We start from the raw sequence: 16,750 nt of genomic DNA, 5'->3' as shown, positions 1-16,750 counted from the left end.
TTAAAGTTAAGCTTGCGGGATAGCAGCTCCATTATATATGATAAAATGAGGAGAGTTACCATATTATTTTTCCGCCGGAAGGGTTATAATGGATGAAATAAAGGATGTGGGAAAATGGCGGGGGAAACCGTTTCTTGCCCTGTAAAAATACATATGACCACGGAGATTTTCCAGGAAGAAGCGGAAAAAATTGAACTGGTTTTGTTCGGCCATTATTACGAAAAAGGCGGTTCGGCCTATTTAAAGTACGAGGAAGTGCAGGAAGCCGGCAAAATTTATACGGTTGTCAAAATGGCAAGCGGAAGGGTGCTTGTATTGAGAAGCGGTGCGGTCTCCATGCGGCTTGATTTGCGTGCCGGGACAAGGCGCCCGGGGACTTACGAAAACGGCTATGGCCAATTCCCGATTGAAGCGGCGGCAGATGAGATTGTGCACACGCGCACAGGCCCGCTTTCCGGGCAGCTTTCCCTCGGATACAGGCTTTATATGCATGGGGGTTCGGTCGGTACATATAAAATGAAGATCCATTATGAGGAGGTATAAGCAGCAAAATGAACATTGCGGAACAAATGCAGGAAACGCTGAAAACGGAAATCAAAGAAGCGGTGATGAAGACCGGCTTGGTTGCGGAAGCGGATATTCCGGCTATTGTGCTGGAAAAGCCAAAAGAAAAAGCGCACGGCGATTATGCCGCAAACATTGCAATGCAGCTTGCGCGTGCGGCAAAAAAAGCGCCGCGCCAGATTGCGGAAGCGATTGTCGAACATATCGACAAATCGAAAACGTCGATTGAAAAAGTGGAAATCGCAGGCCCCGGCTTTATTAATTTTTATTTGGACAATACGTATTTGACCCGGCTGATCCCTTCTATCCTTCACGATGGTGCGGATTACGGCCGTTCAGATGCCGGCAGGGGCAAAAAAATCCAGGTTGAATTCGTATCGGCGAACCCGACCGGTGATCTTCACCTCGGACATGCGCGCGGCGCCGCTGTCGGGGATTCACTGTGCAATATTCTTGAAAAAGCAGGGTATGAGGTGACCCGTGAATACTATATTAACGATGCCGGCAACCAGATCCACAATCTGGCCTTGTCAGTCGAAGCGCGCTACTTCCAGGCGCTCGGGATGGAAAAGGAAATGCCGGCAGATGGCTATTACGGCCAGGATATTATTGACCTTGGAAAAAAACTTGCCGATGAATACGGCCGGAAATTTGTGGACGCGGATGAAAAAACGCGCTACGAATTTTTCCGCCAGTACGGCCTCGATTACGAGATGGCGAAACTGAAAAAAGACCTTGAAGACTTCCGCGTTCGTTTTGATGTCTGGTATTCGGAAACGTCTCTTTATAAGAGCGGAAAAATTGACGAAATGCTGACACTGATGCGCGAAAAAGGCCATATTTATGAAAAGGACGGGGCAACGTGGTTCCGCTCGACGGCTTTCGGCGACGACAAAGACCGCGTGCTCATCAAAAACGATGGGACTTACACGTACTTGACCCCGGATATTGCTTACCATAAAGACAAATTTGACCGCGGCTTCGATACGGTGATTAATATTTGGGGCGCTGACCACCACGGCTATATCCCGCGGATGAAAGCGGCAATGGAAGCGCTCGGCTATAACAGCGGCAATCTTGAAGTGGAGATCATCCAGCTTGTTCACTTGTATAAAAACGGCGAAAAAATGAAAATGAGCAAGCGGACTGGGAAAGCGGTCACGATGCGTGAACTCATTGACGAAGTCGGGCTTGATGCAACCCGGTACTTCTTTGCGATGAGAAGCTCGGATACGCATTTGGACTTTGACCTTGATCTTGCCGTTTCAGAGTCCAATGAAAACCCGGTTTACTATGCGCAATATGCCCATGCCCGTATTTGCAGTATTTTGCGCCAGGCGGAAGAAAAAGGGTTTGTGCCGGATACAGGCGCCGATTTTTCCGTGATCCGGTCTGAAAAGGAAACGGATGTCCTGAAAAAGCTCGGAGAATTCCCGCAGGTGATTGCTGATGCGGCCGAAAAGCGGATCCCGCACCGCATTACAAATTATATTAACGAACTTGCCGCCAACTTCCACAGCTTTTACAATGCTGTGAAAGTGATCGAGCCGGCGCATGCGGACGCCACCAAAGCGCGCCTTGCCCTCGTGAAGGCCGTGCAAATTACGCTGAAAAACGCGCTCCAGCTGATCGGCGTTTCCGCACCTGAAAAAATGTAAAGACAAAAGCCGTCCTCATCCGTTTCCGGGTTCAGGGCGGCTTTTTTTTATTAAGATGGTGTTTCAGTTCAGTGTCCCAGGGACCGGCTTTTCCGTAAGCCGGTGGCCGATTGCCGCCGGGTGTAAGAAAAGCAAATTGGATTACAGGCAGCAAGATAGCCCGGGGTTCAGTGCTTTTTTCAGTCAACGTGTGGTAAATTTAACGGGCAACAAAATGCGTTACAGCCCGCAAGATGGTATTCAAGGCCGGCCAAGCACCCATCATCCCTCGCAGTGTCCCCGGTCTTCCGGAAGGCAATATTTTCCTGATTGCGCCGACTGGCCCAGAGCCGGCTTTTTCATCACAAAAATTCTTCAATTGCCCTCACGCCCCATTCGGCCAGCCTCGTTGCCAATCCGGGGCGGTTCAGGTCGTCTGATGTAAGAGGGGCAGCGTGGCGCATATCATCCTTCACGACCGCGCACATTTTTTGGATAAACACATTGTCGTATACAAGGCAGTTGACTTCAAAGTTTAAACGGGCACTGCGCCGGTCAAAATTAGCCGTTCCAATATTGCAGACGGTCCGGTCAATGATCATAATTTTCGCGTGATAAAATCCGGGCTTGAACAAATAAATGTCTGCGCCATTTTCAAGCAGCTGCCGGAAATAGCGGCTTGCGGCCTCTTTGACAAGCGGATGGTCCGCCCTATCGGGGGTGAGCACTGTGACTTTTACGCCGCGTGCCAAAGCCTGCACCAGTTTTTTGTGCATGGCCGGAGTCGGGATAAAGTACGGGGAACCGATAAAAATCGATTCACGGGCTTCATCAATCAGGCTGCAAACCAGGTGCTCAAGCTCATCGCCCGCAGTCGGGATGATCCGGTGGCGGCATCCGCTTTTCTCCTCATGGGGAGAGATGTGTGTTTCAAATGGCATATTTTCTCCTGTAGCCGTTTCCCAGTTCCTGATAAATTCCTCCTGCAAGTCGCGGATACCTCCGCCGGTTAAGCGGTAATGGTAATCTCGCCAAGGAGACAGCGACTTGTTGCCATTGATATAATCCTTCCCCACATTGAAACCGCCAAGATAGCCTGTCTTCCCGTCAATGACGATTATTTTCTGGTGGTTCCGCTGCTGGAGCGTGTAAAAGAAAAAAGGGAACTTCGGCCGGTTGTCGAAGGCAAACGAGACGCCAGCGTTTTTCAGCTGTGCAATCATCTGTTTTGTGACCTTCCGGCTGCCCACCCAATCGAGCAATACTTTTACTTCTTTCCCTTCGCGCGCTTTTTTTGCGAGCAGGCTGAAAAATTCACGGCTGATTTCATCATTTTTTACAATATAAAACAGGACGTATATGCTTTTTTTGGCATGCAGGATATCGGAAAAGTAGTGGGGAAACAGATTTTCTCCGCATGTAAAAACAGTAAAATCTCCGTGCCGTACGGGATATTGGCGCTGTTTGCGAGTTTTGCGGAAATGCCTTTTTCCAAGCGTGTAATCGGCGAAAAGCCAGATGATGAGTACTATGACGGCAGAAAGGAATAAGAGCAAAATCATATCTTTTTTCTCCCTTCAATCGATTTTTTTCGTGGTCGAGTCCATGTCTTTATGCTTCCCCAAATGCGGCCGATTCTACTTACAAAAGCCGGAAACAGGCACAAAGAAATTCAAAAAAATAAAGAAAAAAGGATTGACTGAATGCTCATTCATTATATAATATAGGTAAGCAAGATTCGGAAAATTATCTGCTTTTTTGTGCGAGCACGAATGAACGAAGGGAGCGTCGGGAGAAAAATGCACATCTTATTATGGTTAAACTGGTTGTTGTTTCTTTCTGTAACCGCTTACGGCATTGGCCTTTTTGCGTATTTGGTAAGGACAAGGATCCAGTATATCAAATTGGGGAAAAAACAGGAATTCGACAACAATGTCAAGGCGCGGCTCAAAAAAATATGGGTATACGTTTTCGGGCAGAAAAAACTGCTCAAGGATAAAAAGAGCGGCGCCATCCATGTGATGATGTTTTACGGGTTTATTCTCGTCCAGTTCGGCGCAATTGATTTCATATGGAAGGGGCTTGCGCCGGGTTCGCACTTGCCGCTCGGGCCGCTTTACCCCGGATTTACTTTCTTTCAGGAAATCGTCACGCTCGTGATTTTATTTGCGGTCGGCTGGGCGTTTTACCGCCGCTACATTGAGAAGCTCGTCCGCTTAAAACGCGATTTTAAAGCGGGGCTTGTGCTCATCTTTATCGGCGGGCTAATGGTTTCTGTCCTGGTCGGGAGCGGTATGGAAATCATTTGGCACTTTGAGGAGCCTTCATGGACGGAACCGGTGGCAGCCGGGATTGCAGCCGCCTTTCATTGGATCGGGCCCACCGCGGCGGCCGTTGTGTTTTACGTGGCATGGTGGATCCATCTGTTGCTTCTGCTTACTTTCCTTGTCTATATCCCGCAGTCGAAGCACGCCCATTTGATTGCAGGGCCTGCGAATGTGTATCTGAACCGGCTCGGGGATACCGGGAAATTACGGGAGATCGATTTTGAAGACGAATCGCAGGAAAGTTTCGGCGTCGGGAAAATCGAGGACTTCACGCAGCTTCAGCTTGTCGATCTTTACGCCTGTGTGGAGTGCGGCCGCTGCACGAATATGTGCCCGGCAACCGGAACAGGAAAAATGCTTTCACCGATGGACTTGATCATTAAATTGAGGGACCATCTGACCAATTACGGCGCGGCCGTTACGTCCAAAGCACCGTGGGTTCCGGCATTTGCTTTTGCCAACACGACAGGGAACCGGCTCGCCCGGGAGAGTGCAACCCGCGGGGCAGAAGAGGCAGCTGTAGCGCTTGATTACAATCCGAGCCTGATCGGCGATGTCATTACCGAAGAAGAGATCTGGGCATGCACGACTTGCCGGAATTGCGAAGACCAGTGCCCGGTTATGAATGAACATGTCGATAAAATCATTGATTTGCGGCGCTATCTCGTTTTGACCGAAGGAAAAATGAAACCAGATGCACAGCGGGCAATCCAAAATATTGAACGCCAGGGCAATCCTTGGGGGCTGAACCGGAAAGAGCGCGAGTCGTGGCGTGAAGGGCGCGAAGATATCGAGGTCAAGACGGTCAAAGAAATGAAAAAATCGGATGAGGAATTCGAGTATTTATTCTGGGTCGGATCAATGGGGTCTTACGACAGCCGCAGCCAAAAAATCGCGCAGTCGTTTGCGAAACTGCTGAATGAAGCGGGTGTGAAATTCGCCATTCTCGGCAACAAGGAGAAAAACTCCGGAGATACAGCACGCAGGCTTGGCAATGAATTTTTGTTCCAGGAACTGGCTGGCCAGAACATCGCCGAGTTTGAAAAGAACGGCGTGAAAAAAATCGTGACGATCGATCCGCATGCATACAATACGTTTAAGAAAGAATATAAAGATTTTGGTTTTGAAGGGGAAGTGTACCATCACACCGAAGTGCTTTATGAGCTGCTGAAAGAAGGACGCTTAAAGCCGAAGTACGAAGTCAATGAAACGGTTACCTTCCATGACTCCTGCTACCTCGGCAGGTACAATGACATTTATAACCAGCCGCGTGACATTTTAAAAATGATCCCGGGCGTAAAGCTTGTGGAAATGGAACGGAACCGTGAAACCGCGATGTGCTGCGGGGCCGGCGGCGGGTTAATGTGGACGGAAGAAGATACCGGGCACCGGATTAATGTGGCGCGGACTGAACAGGCACTTTCCGTGAATCCGACCGTCATCAGCACGGAATGCCCGTACTGCCTGACAATGCTGTCTGACGGTACAAAAGCGAAAGAAGTGGAAGACACTGTGAAAACCCTGGATGTTGCCGAAATTCTGGAACGTTCGGTCTGCGGGGCACCGGGGCAGACTGCTGCAGTATCTTAAGCGGGTGATACCGCCGCAAAACGGGATGCGCGGCAGGGAAGCTAACAACAGTTGTATGTAAACCGGCAAATCATTTGCGCAAAAGCGGCGGGGAACAGGATATGCAAAAGGAAGATTCTCCGCCGTTTTTTTGCGGCAGATCACACAGGATGATAAGGGTTCGGGAATGTAAGCGCATTCATATTGCCGGCGCTTTTCATAAATCACACAGTAAGGCAAGGCTCACTGCTGTTTTGGGAAACGAACGGCAAAGGGCCATGAATGAACGATGATTGAGCGTTCGCTCGATTGGCGCTTTTCATCCATTCCAAAAGCATCGGGAAGTTCGCTGCTGTTTTGGCAACAAATAACAAAGGGACTATGAATGAACGATGATTCGCGTTCGTGCAAATTGCCGGCGCTTATCATAAATCCATTGTAAAAGGGGAGAAGATGGTTGAACACGGTGATCATCGACGGGGCGCGTACGCCATTTGGGAAATTCGGGGGAAAACTGGCTGCACTTCCGGCGTCCGCGTTAGGCGGGATTGCGATCCGGCATGCATTGGAAAAAGCGGGCGTTGAAAACGGGGAAGTAAATGAAGTGATTATGGGGAATGTCCTACAGGGCGGCCAGGGGCAGCTCCCATCCCGGCAGGCGGCAAGGCACGCCGGCATTCCGTGGGAAGTCAAAACGGAAACGGTGAATAAAGTGTGTGCTTCCGGCATGAGGAGCGTGACCATGGCGGATCAGATCATCCGTTTGGGAGACGGGGAAGTCATTGTAGCCGGCGGGATGGAGTCGATGTCAAACGCCCCTTACTTCCTGCCCAAGGCAAGATGGGGATTGAAAATGGGCGATGTCCAGCTGAAAGACATGATGACCCATGACGGACTCATCTGCGCATTTTCCGGCGTCCATATGGGCACATACGGAAACCGCACGGCGGAAGCGTTCGGGCTGACCCGCGACTTTCAGGACCGCTGGGCATTAAGAAGCCACCAGAAAGCATTGGAAGCCATCCATTCCGGCAAGTTTGCCGAAGAGATTGTTCCGGTGGAAATCCCGCAAAGAAAAGGCCCTGCGCTGCTTGTTGAACAGGATGAACCGCCGCGCGCGGATACGACGCTTGAAAAACTGTCCCAGCTGCCGCCTGCTTTCGACAAAGACGGCACCATCACGGCCGGCAATGCTCCGGGTGTGAATGACGGGGCGGCTGCACTTGTTTTAATGAGCGCTGAACGGGCTGCAAAAGCAGGGTTGAAGCCGCTTGCAAAGATTGTGGCGCATGCGGAAGTGGCGGTGGAGGCGCAGCATTTTCCGCAGACGCCGGGGCTTGTGATCAACGAAATCCTGAAAAAAACAGGAAGAAAGCTTGATGACATTGATTTGTTTGAAATCAATGAAGCATTTGCCGCTGTGGCCCTTGCCAGCAGCAAAATCGCACAGCTCGATTTGGATAAGGTGAATGTAAACGGCGGCGCGGTTGCGTTAGGCCATCCGATCGGTGCAAGCGGCACGCGCATTATTTTAACCCTTGCATACGAACTGAAACGGCGCGGCGGCGGGACCGGGATCGCAGCCATCTGCTCCGGTGGCGGCCAGGGCGATGCCGTCATGATTGAAGTGCAATAAAACTTCAACGTGTATGACCACCCAAAAAAGGGGACCTGATCATGGATTTTCAGTTTACGGAAGAACAGCTTTTGCTAAGGAAAACCGTACGGGATTTTGCAGAAAAAGAAATTTTGCCGGCTATGGGCGACATGGAGCGCGGCATGTTCCCGCGTGAAATACTTGGAAAAATGGCAACCCTCGGTCTGATGGGCATCACCATTCCGGAAACATACGGCGGTGCGGGGCTGGATTTTACTGCATACGTTATGGCTGTTCATGAAATTTCCAAAGCCAGCGCGACCATTGGCGTCATCCTTTCCGTCCATTCATCCGTCGGGACCGCGCCGATTTTATATTTTGGAAGCGAAGCGCAAAAACAAAAATATTTGCCAAAGCTTGCAAGCGGGGAATACCTGGGGGCTTTTTGCCTGACGGAGGCCGAGGCGGGGTCGGATGCGAAAAATTTAAAAACAAAAGCGGTAAAACAGGGCGGGCATTATGTGCTCAATGGTTCAAAAATGTTCATTACAAACGGCGGCGAGGCAGATACGTATATTGTATTTGCCCGCACGGAAGACGGCAACATCACCGCTTTCATTATTGAAAAGACCATGCCGGGTTTCCGGACCGGCAAGGATGAGAAAAAAATGGGGCTGCACGGGTCAAAAACTGTCCAGCTTCACTTTGAAAATCTCCAGGTTCCGGCTGAGAACCGGCTGGGGGAAGAAGGGGAAGGGTTTAAGATCGCAATGGCGGTGCTGGATGCCGGCCGGATCGGGATCGCGGCACAGGCCCTCGGGATTGCGGAAGGCGCCTATGAACTGGCACTTCAATACGCAAAAAACCGGCGCCAGTTCGGAAAACCCATCCACGCATTTGAGGGTACCGGTTTTAAACTTGCCGACATGGCAACAAACATCGAAGCCAGCAAACTGCTTGTCTACCGGTCAGCCTTTTTGCGGAGCAACGGCCTGGGCTGCAAAAAAGAAGCGGCGATGGCCAAACTGCTCGCTTCCCAAACAGCTGTTGATACAGCGATTGAAGCCGTTCAGATTTTCGGCGGATATGGATACACGAAAGATTATCCGGTTGAACGGTTCATGCGCGATGCGAAAATTACGCAAATTTATGAAGGGACAAGTGAAACCCAAAGAATCGTGATCAGCAATCAATTATTGCGGGAGAAAAGGCTTTAAGTTGTCTTGAATAAAAAAATTGGAGGCAGAAAAATGGACTTTCGTTTAAGTGAAGAACATGAAATGATCCGGAAAATGGTACGCGATTTTGCCGTGAAGGAAGTAGCGCCGACAGCAGCGGAACGCGATGAGAACGAACGGTTTGACCGTGGCATCTTTGACCGGATGGCGGCGCTTGGCCTGACCGGGATTCCGTGGCCGGAGCAGTACGGCGGGATCGGGAGCGATTTTCTGGCATACTGCATTGCGGTGGAAGAGCTGTCGCGTGTGTGCGCCTCAACCGGCGTGACCCTCTCGGCACATACTTCCCTTGCCAGCTGGCCGCTGTTTAAATTCGGCACAGAAGAACAAAAACAGAAATACCTCGTTCCGCTTGCCCGCGGGGAAAAAATCGGCGCGTACGGCTTGACGGAGCCGGGGTCGGGTTCTGATGCGGGTGCGATGGTGACAACGGCCAGGCGTGAAGGAGACCATTATGTTTTAAATGGTTCCAAAATTTTCATTACAAACGGCGGCGTGGCGGATATTTACATCGTGTTTGCCCTCACCGATCCGAAAAGCAAACACCATGGTACAAGCGCATTTATCATTGAAAAAGATTTTCCCGGGTTTTCAACCGGCAAAAAGGAAAAGAAAATGGGCATCCGGGCTTCCACCACAACGGAAATCATTTTTGACAATGTCATGGTGCCGGCAGAAAACCGGCTGGGGGAAGAAGGACAGGGCTTTAAAATCGCGATGATGACGCTGGACGGCGGGCGCAACGGCATTGCAGCCCAGGCAGTCGGCATTGCCCAGGGCGCGCTCGATGCGGCTGCAGCTTATGCGAAAGAGCGGAAACAGTTCGGCAAACCGATCGCAGCAAACCAGGGCGTGTCTTTCAAACTCGCCGACATGGCCACTGCAGTCGAAGCGGCAAGGCTGTTAACGTACCAGGCAGCCTGGCTTGAGTCAAACGGGCTGCCGTACGGAAAAGAATCCGCCATGTCCAAACTGTTTGCCGGCGATACGGCGATGAAAGTCACAACGGAAGCCGTGCAGATTTTTGGCGGCTACGGTTATACAAAAGATTATCCGGTTGAGCGGTTCATGCGCGATGCCAAAATTACGCAAATTTACGAAGGGACGCAGGAAATCCAGCGGCTTGTCATTTCAAGAATGCTGACAAGGGACTGACGGAGAGGGGAGGCCGTTTGTGAGCCAAAAAAAGTTTGTGCCGGCATCGGTCAGGGACGAAAGGCTGATTGAAAAGCGCAGAAACCAAATGATCAATGCCGCCGTCGCGCTTTTTAAGGAAAAGGGGTTCCACCGGACGACAACGAGGGAAATTGCCAAAAAATCCGGCTTTAGCATCGGGACGCTTTACGAATATATCCGGGCAAAAGAGGATGTCCTCTATTTGGTGTGCGACCGGATTTATGATGAAGTGCGCGACAGGCTGCTGCGCATTGATGCCGGCCAGGGGACGCTTGAAAGTTTGAAACTCGCAATTGCCCATTATTTCCGGATTGTTGATGAACTGCAGGATGAAGTGCTTGTCATGTACCAGGAAGCAAAATCACTGACAAAAGAAGCACTGCCTTACGTATTAAAAAAGGAAATGGAAATGGTCGGCATATTTGAAAAAATGATTAAAAGATGTGCGGAAAACGGCGAACTTGATCTGGAAGAAAAAGAGATTGAGATGCTCGCCCATAATATTTTTGTCCAAGGTGAAATGTGGGCTTTCCGCCGCTGGGCATTTAAAAAGAAGTTTACAATTGAGGATTATATCCGTCTGCAAACCCATTTGCTGTTTTCCGGCCTTGAGACAAGGGGTATGATGGCATAAATTTTTGGCGCCATTTCCGTTTTTCCATCCCGGGGTTCATTCATGTGTTTTAAGTTCCAATCCTGATGAAGACAAGGGGGATATGATGGCTGAAACAGAGGTTTACCGCCCGAAACATGCGGTCCGTTTTGTCACAGCGTCCAGTTTGTTTGACGGCCACGATGCTTCCATCAACATTATGCGGAGGATTTTGCAGGCAAGCGGCGCGGAAGTCATCCATCTCGGCCACAACCGCTCGGCACGAGAAATTGTCCAGGCGGCGATTCAGGAAGATGTCCAGGGTATTGCCGTTTCTTCCTATCAGGGAGGGCATCTTGAGTTTTTCAAGTATATGTATGATTTGCTGTAGGAAAACGGCGCCTCCGGGATCCGCATTTACGGCGGGGGAGGGGGCGTCATCATCCCGCGTGAGATGAAAGAACTGCATGACTACGGGATCGCGCGTATTTTTTCACCGGAGGACGGCAGAAAGCTCGGCCTTCAGGGCATGATCAATATGATGCTCCGGGAGTGCGACCACCCGACGGTAACGGAAGCGGATTTTGCCAAAGAAGCCGGGCGCTTAAGCGAAGGGCGGATCAGTTCTGTTGCCAGGCTGATTTCTTATGCCGAGAACCATTTGAACCATCAGGAGGCGCTTGCTGCCCTTGAATCTGCCATTCCGGCCGTGAAGAAAGCGCTGTTCGTGGGCATAACCGGTACCGGGGGAGCGGGAAAGAGTTCCTTGACAGATGAACTGATCCGCCGCTTTTTGCATGACCATCCGGAAAGTAAAATTGCCGTTCTTTCGGTCGACCCGACGAAGCAAAAAACGGGGGGCGCATTGCTTGGCGACCGGATCCGGATGAATGCGATTTTTCATCCGAATGTATTTATGCGGAGCCTGGCTACAAGGGCATCCCGTTCCGAACTTTCTCTTGCTCATGATGCTATCCGGATTGTAAAGGCTGCCGGCTTTGATTTGATTTTGATCGAAACAAGCGGAATCGGCCAGGTGGATGCCGAAATCACGAATATTTCCGATGTCGCAATGTATGTGATGACGAGCGAATTCGGGGCGCCTTCCCAGCTTGAAAAAATTGATATGATCGATTATGCGGACCTCATTGTCATAAACAAATTTGAGCGCAAAGGTTCAGAGGACGCGAAAAAGCAGGTGCAAATTGGCGGATAGATGGTTTCCAAGTTCTAAGTTGTGTTCTTGCTGCGGAAAACTTAAAAAAGACTTGAAGTTATCCGATAGAACTTTTGAATGCGGATGTGGAAATATTGTTGACCGAGATTATCAAGCGTCTATAAATCTTAAAAAATATGGTGAAAATGTTTTAGAATCTGTATTTTAACAATGCAAGTTAATGTAGACATGTACCGATTCGTTAGTTGGGAATTTACGACTTTGGAGTGTTACACCAAATGCAAGTAGCGATCTGTTTAATAGATAGACGTGAAAGCAGACACGATGAAGAAGTAAGGAAACATAAAAGTTGTAAGAAATTACAATTTTTTATAAGTTTTCTGTAACGGCGGTTATATTCTAAAAGGCGACAGTAACTCTGGTGGAAAATCCGAGCTTTAAAAAAATCCACCTTATTATCAACGACAATGGAAAATCGGGATGCTAAGCTGAACGACCCAAATAGCATTTTCCGCTAGGAGTCGCCGCTGGACAAAAATGCAGCGTGTGCTTCCAAAAGCAAAAAACCGGCAGCTAAATGCCGGCTTTTTGCTTTCGCTCAATGGCAAGTACGAAAATAAATTTTCTTTCCACATAGAATTCTGTTGTTTCTTTCTGCCAGATGGATGTAAAATGGACAAGGATATAGGAGATGTGCTTGAATAGGCGGAAGGTGGGAGTAGGACTCGTCAATCGCTTATTTTTTCAAGGGATGTGGACTGTTTGTATTCTTTTATCAAAATTTTACTATCATGCAGCGGTATGATCGTTTTTTTGCTGGCCGGGTATTATTTATACAGTAAAGAACTCGGCGCCATCCCTTTTCTGCTCCTCTCGTTTTTTCTGTTTTATCTTGCATACCGGCTGATGAGGACGCCGGGCCGCTTAAAAACCCGGGATAAAAACAGCCGGAAAAGGCCGCGGGGCTAGCATAAACGTTTGCTTTTTGTATATAATGATAAATATGTTTTCTATTAAATCATGCAAAGTTTAGCATTTACCTGCCATATAGCAGTTTTGATCAATGAGAAAGGGTGTGCGACGCGTGAGCTTGCGACAGTTGCCGAAAGAAGAGCTGAAGGAAATGTCTTTTATCGAGTTGGCGGAACAAATATTGGAGGAAAAAAAACAAGTGACTTCCTTCCAGGACTTGCTTGCGGAAATCGGCGCCATTTTGGGGTTGCCGAAAGAAGAAACCGAAAGCAAAATGATCCAGTTCTATACGGACTTAAATATTGACGGGAGATTTATCAGCCTGGGGGACAACACTTGGGGTCTCCGTGCCTGGTACCCGGTTGACCAGATTGACGAAGAAGTGACCCACACCGTGAAAACGAAGCGGAAAAAAGCGAAAGTTGTCGAGGAAGAAGAGGACTTTATAGATGATGAAGACCTTGACCTTGAGGATATCGATGATGTCGCCGAAGATGAAGAAGAGGACTTCGCCGACGAAGACGAGGAAGACGAAGACCTGGTCGAAGACGAAGATTTGGTTGACGATGAGTTTTCCGATATCGATGAAGATGAAGAAGAAACTTTCGAAGACGAAGAACTGCTCACGGATGATTTCGACGTTATCGAAGACGAAGACGAGGAAGACGTTAACGACAAAGAAGATTAGTCTTGACTTCTTTCCGGGACAACGGTAGTATTATGTTTGGGCTCCTTTGAGAAGGACGGAATATCGCAAAATAAATCAAGCTCCCCCTTGCAACCCGTATTGCAAGAGGGGCTTTTTGTTTTTTACGGGGCAGATCCGGAGAACGGACCGGAACAGATCCGGCTCTTAAAAATGGATGAAGCCATGTATTGGGGCAACAATAATGTTACATTACAGGAGGGGACAACACGTGACAAAATATATCTTTGTAACTGGCGGGGTCGTTTCCTCGCTGGGAAAAGGGATTACTGCAGCATCGCTCGGGCGGTTGTTGAAAAACCGAGGGCTGAATATTACGATCCAGAAATTTGATCCGTATATTAATGTTGATCCGGGTACGATGAGCCCGTACCAGCACGGGGAAGTGTTTGTAACGGACGACGGCGCGGAAACCGACCTTGACCTCGGCCATTATGAGCGTTTTATTGATATTAACTTAACAAAATACAGCAGCGTTACGACCGGCAAAGTTTATTCCGAAGTCATCCGGAAAGAACGCCGCGGCGAATATCTCGGCGGCACCGTACAGGTCATCCCGCATATTACCAATGAAATCAAAGAACGCGTCTTTCGTGCCGGAAAAGTAACCAATGCAGATGTCGTCATCACGGAAATTGGCGGGACGGTCGGTGATATTGAATCACTTCCGTTCCTTGAAGCAATCCGGCAAATCAAAACGGATGTCGGCATTGACAATGTCATGTACATCCATTGTACCTTAATTCCTTATTTAAAAGCATCGGGCGAAATGAAGACGAAGCCGACCCAGCATAGCGTAAAAGAATTGCGCGGCCTCGGAATCCAGCCAAATGTCATTGTCGTCCGGACGGAAATGCCAATCTCGCAGGATATGAAGGACAAGATTGCATTGTTCTGCGATATCCAGCCGCGTGAAGTAGTCGAATGCATCGATGCCGATACGTTATATGCCATCCCGCTCATGCTGCAGGAGCAAAAACTGGACCAGCTTGTTTGCGACCATTTAAAACTGCAGTGCCCGGAAGCAGATATGGCCGAATGGAGAGGGCTTGTTGACCGGGTGCGCAATTTGAAAAAGACGGTGAAAATTGCGCTTGTCGGCAAATATGTGGCACTCCAGGATGCCTATCTTTCCGTTGCAGAAGCGCTCAAACATGCCGGCTACCAGTTTGATGCGGATATTGATATTGACATGATCAATGCCGAAGAGGTGGACGGGGAAAATGTGGCGGACCTGCTGAAAGACGCGGACGGCATTTTAGTGCCGGGCGGTTTCGGCGACCGCGGCATCGAAGGGAAAATTCTTGCCATCCAGTATGCCCGTGAACATAAGATTCCGTTTCTCGGCATCTGCCTTGGCATGCAGCTTGCATCGGTCGAGTTTGCCCGCCATGTCCTCGGATTGAAAGATGCGCACTCCTCGGAGATCAACCCGGATACGCCTTATCCGGTGATTGACCTTTTGCCGGAACAAAAAGAAATTGAAGACCTCGGCGGTACGCTTCGCCTCGGGCTTTATCCTTGCCGGCTTGTGAAAGGCACGAAAGCGTATGAAGCTTATCAGGATGAAGTCATTTATGAGCGCCACCGCCACCGTTATGAATTTAACAATCAATTCCGTGAACGCATGGAAAATGCCGGGTTCACGTTCTCGGGGACAAGCCCGGACGGCCGGCTCATTGAAATTGTGGAGCTGAAGGACCATCCGTGGTTCGTTGCTTCCCAGTTCCACCCGGAATTTACCTCGCGCCCGACACGCCCGCAGCCTTTGTTTAAAGGATTTATTGAAGCGTCGATCAAGGGTAAACAATAAACCTGTACCCTTCGGAAAATGCCCCGTTTTTTCCGGAGGTACTGATAAAAAAGCGGCGGGAAGCCATTGTATTTGGTTTCCCGCCGCTTTTTTGCATCCCGTTTTCTTTGAATGCAAAAGCCCGGAAATTTTTCCAGGCTTTTTTATAAAAATCCATTGACGGAGAAGTGTATGAACGGTATGATACACATATCAGCTGTATCAATGTATTAATACGATCATTTTGGCGTTTGTGTATGAAGGGCTTCATACACATGGAGAGATGAAAAAGGATGGGGGCGATTCAGATCATCGCAGAGATTAAATGGAATAACCGCGATCCTGTCTACATTCAGGTTATCCGTTATTTTAAAACCCGGATTGCGTCAGGGAGCCTTGAGGCGGGACAGGAAATTCCATCGCGGCGCGAACTTGCAGCCATGTTAAAAATCAATCCGAATACCGCGCAAAGAGCGTATAAAGAAATGGAGGAGCAAGGTTTGATCCACACAGAACGCAATCTTCCGAGCCGGATTACAACAGACCGGGAAGTGCTTGCCGGGGTACGGGAAGAACTGATCCAGTCAGCATTGGCTGATTTTCTAGATTCGATCCGCCCGATGGATATTCCGCTGGAGGAGCTGTTGGAGCTGGTAAAAAGGCAATACAGGGGCAAAGGGGGGGCCGGGCATGATTGAAGTTATGGAAGTGACGAAAAAATACGGGCGGAAAAAAGTGCTTGATTCGCTTTCTTTTACAGCAGAAAAAGGGGAAATTACCTGTTTGATCGGGGTGAACGGGACCGGCAAAACGACCACTTTAAAAGCGATTGCAGGGCTTGTCCCGGTCAGCAAAGGAAAGATTCTGATCGACGGGGAACCGTACAACAAACATATTTACGAAAAGCTGGCATTCATTCCGGATGCGCCCATCATGCTGCCGCGGATGAAAATCAAAGATGTCATTCTTTTTATGCGGGATTTCTATCCGGATTGGAATGCCTTGCGCGCCAAGGACCTGTTTCACTTTTTCAAGTTGAATGAAAATGACCGGATCGGTGAGCTTTCGAAAGGAAACATGGCAAAAGTGAATTTGCTGCTCGGGCTATCACTCGATGTCGATTACGTGCTGATGGACGAACCCTTTTCGGGCATTGACATTTTCAGCCGGGAGCAAATTGCAGATGTGTTCGCAAGCGGCCTGGTTGAAAACCGCGGTGTTTTGATTACCACACATGAAATCAATGATATTGAGCACTTGCTGGACAAAGCGGTGCTGCTCGGGGACGGGAAGGTTTTAAGGGAATTTTACACGGATGGATTTAAGTCAATATTTTGGACACCAATAAGTGAAATTTAATTTTGATCTCATGCCATATTTTTCATGACATCGCTGGTCGCTTG

The 16,750-nt window shown here is 49.2% G+C and carries 12 protein-coding genes and 2 pseudogenes; 13 read left to right on the top strand and 1 reads right to left on the bottom strand.

All coding sequences use genetic code 11. The annotated features are described in order from the left end of the window. The first annotated feature begins 114 nt into the window (after window positions 1-114). Both IC21_RS06235 and argS read left to right on the top strand, forming a co-directional pair. A complete protein-coding gene (locus tag IC21_RS06235; protein WP_029142433.1) occupies window positions 115-543 on the top strand; it encodes a YwiB family protein in 429 nt (142 codons plus the stop codon). An 8-nt stretch (window positions 544-551) separates the two neighbouring features. Beyond that, window positions 552-2,222 carry an arginine--tRNA ligase gene (gene argS, locus IC21_RS06230; RefSeq protein ID WP_013860769.1) on the top strand — a complete coding sequence of 557 codons (1,671 nt, stop codon included), beginning with the start codon at window positions 552-554 and terminating at the stop codon, window positions 2,220-2,222. A 341-nt stretch (window positions 2,223-2,563) separates the two neighbouring features. Here the strand turns inward: argS and cls are convergent, their stop codons facing one another. Then, window positions 2,564-3,763 carry a cardiolipin synthase gene (gene cls, locus IC21_RS06225; protein WP_029142434.1) on the bottom strand — a complete coding sequence of 400 codons (1,200 nt, stop codon included), beginning with the start codon at window positions 3,761-3,763 and terminating at the stop codon, window positions 2,564-2,566. A gap of 237 nt (window positions 3,764-4,000) precedes the next feature. On the opposite strand from cls, the gene IC21_RS06220 reads away from it, so the two are divergent. The 11 genes and pseudogenes from IC21_RS06220 (at window position 4,001) to IC21_RS06160 (ending at window position 16,706) form a co-directional block, all read left to right on the top strand. Next, window positions 4,001-6,118 (top strand): (Fe-S)-binding protein, encoded by a 2,118-nt coding sequence (locus IC21_RS06220; RefSeq protein WP_029142435.1) that lies wholly within the window; start codon window positions 4,001-4,003, stop codon window positions 6,116-6,118. Between the two features lie 436 nt (window positions 6,119-6,554). Further along, window positions 6,555-7,733: an acetyl-CoA C-acetyltransferase gene (locus IC21_RS06215; protein WP_029142436.1), complete on the top strand. Its 1,179-nt coding sequence runs from the start codon at window positions 6,555-6,557 to the stop codon at window positions 7,731-7,733. A 41-nt stretch (window positions 7,734-7,774) separates the two neighbouring features. Further along, window positions 7,775-8,911: an acyl-CoA dehydrogenase gene (locus IC21_RS06210; RefSeq protein ID WP_029142437.1), complete on the top strand. Its 1,137-nt coding sequence runs from the start codon at window positions 7,775-7,777 to the stop codon at window positions 8,909-8,911. A gap of 33 nt (window positions 8,912-8,944) precedes the next feature. Further along, the gene (locus IC21_RS06205; RefSeq protein WP_017550325.1) at window positions 8,945-10,087 is read left to right on the top strand and encodes an acyl-CoA dehydrogenase; all 1,143 of its coding nucleotides are present in this window, start codon (window positions 8,945-8,947) and stop codon (window positions 10,085-10,087) included. A gap of 19 nt (window positions 10,088-10,106) precedes the next feature. After that, window positions 10,107-10,742, top strand: coding sequence for a TetR/AcrR family transcriptional regulator (locus IC21_RS06200; RefSeq protein ID WP_019721034.1), 636 nt, complete (start codon window positions 10,107-10,109; stop codon window positions 10,740-10,742). Window positions 10,743-10,827: 85 nt separating this feature from the next. Next, a pseudogene (locus tag IC21_RS06190) lies at window positions 10,828-11,904 on the top strand (cobalamin-dependent protein); the annotation flags it as partial. Between the two features lie 4 nt (window positions 11,905-11,908). After that, window positions 11,909-12,085 (top strand): annotated as a pseudogene (locus tag IC21_RS16175) (zinc ribbon domain-containing protein); the annotation flags it as partial. An 876-nt stretch (window positions 12,086-12,961) separates the two neighbouring features. Then, entirely contained in the window at window positions 12,962-13,537 is a 576-nt protein-coding gene (gene rpoE, locus IC21_RS06175; protein ID WP_029143062.1) for a DNA-directed RNA polymerase subunit delta, read from the top strand. A 229-nt stretch (window positions 13,538-13,766) separates the two neighbouring features. After that, window positions 13,767-15,368: a CTP synthase gene (pyrG, locus tag IC21_RS06170; RefSeq protein ID WP_017554527.1), complete on the top strand. Its 1,602-nt coding sequence runs from the start codon at window positions 13,767-13,769 to the stop codon at window positions 15,366-15,368. A gap of 272 nt (window positions 15,369-15,640) precedes the next feature. Continuing rightward, window positions 15,641-16,045: a GntR family transcriptional regulator gene (locus tag IC21_RS06165; RefSeq protein WP_019721030.1), complete on the top strand. Its 405-nt coding sequence runs from the start codon at window positions 15,641-15,643 to the stop codon at window positions 16,043-16,045. Continuing rightward, a complete protein-coding gene (locus IC21_RS06160; protein ID WP_029143063.1) occupies window positions 16,038-16,706 on the top strand; it encodes an ABC transporter ATP-binding protein in 669 nt (222 codons plus the stop codon). The genes IC21_RS06165 and IC21_RS06160 overlap by 8 nt, the downstream gene beginning before the upstream one ends. Window positions 16,707-16,750: the final 44 nt, after the last annotated feature.

The organism is Heyndrickxia coagulans DSM 1 = ATCC 7050, assembly GCF_000290615.1.
In the GTDB taxonomy this organism is placed as follows: domain Bacteria; phylum Bacillota; class Bacilli; order Bacillales; family Bacillaceae_C; genus Weizmannia; species Weizmannia coagulans.
Note: the sequence above shows the minus strand (reverse complement) of the source record. Positions and strands in the feature narration are given on the sequence as shown.

What these genes read in the sequence shown, in the direction of transcription:
- IC21_RS06220 (WP_029142435.1), top strand. Translation starts at nt 4,001, where the DNA reads ATGCACATCTTATTATGGTTAAACTGGTTGTTGTTTCTTTCTGTAACC.
- IC21_RS06235 (WP_029142433.1), top strand. Translation starts at nt 115, where the DNA reads ATGGCGGGGGAAACCGTTTCTTGCCCTGTAAAAATACATATGACCACG.
- IC21_RS06205 (WP_017550325.1), top strand. Translation starts at nt 8,945, where the DNA reads ATGGACTTTCGTTTAAGTGAAGAACATGAAATGATCCGGAAAATGGTA.
- IC21_RS06210 (WP_029142437.1), top strand. Translation starts at nt 7,775, where the DNA reads ATGGATTTTCAGTTTACGGAAGAACAGCTTTTGCTAAGGAAAACCGTA.
- IC21_RS06160 (WP_029143063.1), top strand. Translation starts at nt 16,038, where the DNA reads ATGATTGAAGTTATGGAAGTGACGAAAAAATACGGGCGGAAAAAAGTG.
- IC21_RS06165 (WP_019721030.1), top strand. Translation starts at nt 15,641, where the DNA reads ATGGGGGCGATTCAGATCATCGCAGAGATTAAATGGAATAACCGCGAT.
- argS (WP_013860769.1), top strand. Translation starts at nt 552, where the DNA reads ATGAACATTGCGGAACAAATGCAGGAAACGCTGAAAACGGAAATCAAA.
- cls (WP_029142434.1), bottom strand. Translation starts at nt 3,763, where the DNA reads ATGATTTTGCTCTTATTCCTTTCTGCCGTCATAGTACTCATCATCTGG.